The sequence below is a fragment of the Planktosalinus sp. genome (genome assembly GCF_059864935.1).
Genome location: NZ_JCBCCK010000284.1, coordinates 1 through 2854, shown reverse-complemented (window position 1 = coordinate 2854; position 2854 = coordinate 1). Strand labels below are relative to the sequence as shown.

Genomic DNA, 2854 nt, shown 5'->3' with positions numbered 1-2854 from the left:
GGCAGGATGTGCACGCCTGGGCCACTTTTATCACCGCAGATGGTGAAACGGCAGCCACGAGCATCTATTTGGGTGAAATTACCATCACCTAAAGGTGCCCTGATATTGGGAACATTAAAACCCCGTGTTTTTGGACCATGGTCTGGATCACGGGGTTTATTTATGGCTTGTTTTCCGGTGAATCGGGAAAAATGGTGCGGTCTTGCAGCATTTTAAATATAACATCCTTAAAATAGTAAATGGTGCCTCCCATTTTAACATAAGGCAGCACACGGTTTTTCCGCCATCGCTTTACACTGGACTCACTAATGTCAAACAGTTTCATGACATCGGCGGTGGTGAACAAGTTTTTACGTTTGATTTTGGCTTTGCCAAAAGCCATGCGCTGTTGGGGTGTAGCCCGCTTTTGCCCGTTCGCCTTTCGCTTTCCAGCTTCAGACGACAAAGTCTGGGGCTGGTTAATAGGTTGGTCATTCTTGCCCATAGATGATTTGGGTTTTATGGGTTAAACAAATAGTAAATAGGGGATAAGGGCATTGCTGCCAAAGCGGGGATAGTTAACTATGGGGCTAATATATAAAAAAAAATAAAAAAGCTTACTGTCAGGAAGTTGGGGGCTTAATTAAGAATGATTAAGGAAGGTGTTAGATGTAAGATATAAGACTTTAAACTTTGAACAGCGAAGGGCGTGCTTACCCAAGTGCGATTAGCTGCGCTGAATCTGCGATTTCCCCACTTCGTATCGGAACGACAAAACACCCGGGTCTTTTTGTCACTCCGGCATTTGAGTATTTTTTTTTCAAGTATTTCCTGATTCTTTGTGTAAAATGCGTACTGATTTTCACGCAAAGAACCGCAAAGTAAACCCGCAAAGGAAGATTTGGGCTTATTTTAGCAGCTCAGAAAGGATGGGATGGGAGTAAGTTGTTCTTTATTTGTGTGGTGATGGTATTTATAAATTATTTCAATTGAATTAATTGAATTACGAGATCCCCGCTTTCGCGGGGATTTGTAGTAGCTTAGTTTGCCGGGAACCCCTGTGCCGCTTTTACCTCTTCAATCTGAAGTGTATGCCGTGCGGTGTGCCCCGCAATAAACAAAAAGGACTGGTATGCGTCTATGGGTCCGCCGGGGGAATCGCTGATGTGGTTGCGTAAATCTTCCTCAGAAGTCTCGTTGACGGTAGCTGTTACTTGGTTGCGTATTTGCATAAACTCACTGATTGCGGTTTCGGTGTCGTTGTATTTGCCTTCTCCCTGTAACATTTCAGGGGCATCAAATTTTTCGCTTCGGTCTGTCACCACACTGATCAATTCTTCATCAGTGGTTTGTATTTCTTCTTTTCGCTCAGGGTTGGCCGGTTTTTCAAGGGTTTCCATTGCGTTGTTGTGGAGCATTTGTTCGGTGACCACTATGTGCTCAAGGACCTGGCTGATTGACCAGCCGCCTTCAGCAGGTTTGAATTGCAGTTGTGCCTCGTTCAAGCCGGATACACTTTCGCTTAAAGCGCTTGTGGTTTGCTGTAAGTACTCCAGCAGGAAGTCTTTATTGTTTATGGTTATGGTTTCTTGTGATTCCAATACGTTCTTTAAATTTTCAAGGCTTTCATTCATATCCTCTTCTGCATCATAAAATAGGCTCATTAAATTAAAAGGGTAGGGCATAGTACCGGTAGATGTCCAACGCACTCGGGTTTGGTTTTCATTTTCGGCAGGTTCCAACTGTAAGGTGGATATCATAGGGTCATCCCAACCATCAAAACGGATTTCGCTTTCCAGATGTTCATTTTCAACCAGATTGGTGATTTTTTGATTGCCTTTGCCCACTTCGCTGTTTTCACTGTCCCAATAGGCAATAAAACCCTCTGTGCCGTCTTCACCTTCATAGTCTTTTTTCATATCAGGGTCTTTCAGGTTCCAGACGGCATATTCATCCATGTTTTTTAAATACCTGACATAATCATAGACCTGCTCTTTGGGCTGGTTGATCACAATTTCACTTTCGCTGGTAAAGGTTTTGGGGATAAACAGGGCAACAATTAACGGAATGGCTACCATCACTAAAATGACGATAAGAATGTTTTTTAAAAGTTTCATAATGAATGGGTTTTAGGTTGTTTTTTTTTGTTTTAGCCATGTAAAAATAAAACAATGATTAAAAAAAACAATACTATTGCCGATGTTTTTTTGTTTAATGTGCTAATTTTTAGTGTGGTAAGAAAGCTGCAAAGGACGTAAAGGCATTCGCAGAGTGCAAAGAATTTTGGTTTAACTTTGAAACCATGGTGGGTTTAAAGAAAACAAAAAACCCGGCTATTAAACCGGGTTTTGAATGCATTATGTTAAGTGCTTATTGCTTTGATTTAGCAGTTAGCTCTTGTTTTTTGAAGTCTTCCTCTATTTGAGCGAGTTGTTTGCCCAGTTTTTCGTGGTCATTTTTTAAAGTGCTTTGTGCACTTTTGATTTCCTCAAGGTCATCTTCCATGGCATCAACCTGCACTTGCATTTCCTCAACGGTCAGGTTGCCGAAATTGGCTTCTAACTCTTTGTGTCCTGCAAATAATTGCTCTACTTTCTGGATTTCAGCCTCGTGGGTTTTAATCACAACTTCTTGGTTGGCAAGGGTTTCCAGCCAGGTTGAATCCTGAAGGGTTTTACCTGCCAATCGCTGATTCACAGATGTGAAAGCATCCTTGTGCATGTTGTGGTGGTCTTTTAGTGCAGTATGCACTTGAAGAAGTTCTTCACTTTCTTTTTGTAAGTTATCAAATGATTTTGATAATTCTTGTTTTTCATTGTTGCATGAAGTCATTGCAAAGGCAACGACAGCCAGAATCATTAGAATATTTTTCATT

Annotated in this window: 3 protein-coding genes; all 3 read right to left on the bottom strand. The window is 41.4% G+C overall.

Going from position 1 to position 2854, the window contains the following annotated elements; all coding sequences use genetic code 11:
- Positions 1 to 160 precede the first annotated feature (160 nt).
- Positions 161 to 484, bottom strand: coding sequence for a helix-turn-helix domain-containing protein (locus AC6F75_RS09440; protein ID WP_500714755.1), 324 nt, complete (start codon positions 482 to 484; stop codon positions 161 to 163).
- Between the two features lie 535 nt (positions 485 to 1019).
- Entirely contained in the window at positions 1020 to 2096 is a 1077-nt protein-coding gene (locus AC6F75_RS09435) for a DinB family protein (protein WP_500714754.1), read from the bottom strand.
- Positions 2097 to 2349: 253 nt separating this feature from the next.
- Positions 2350 to 2854: hypothetical protein (locus tag AC6F75_RS09430; RefSeq protein WP_500714753.1), on the bottom strand; the 505-nt coding region annotated here is incomplete at its 5' end.

Coding starts and splice junctions, on each gene's coding strand:
- AC6F75_RS09440 (WP_500714755.1), bottom strand. CDS start 484: ATGGGCAAGAATGACCAACCTATTAACCAGCCCCAGACTTTGTCGTCT.
- AC6F75_RS09435 (WP_500714754.1), bottom strand. CDS start 2,096: ATGAAACTTTTAAAAAACATTCTTATCGTCATTTTAGTGATGGTAGCC.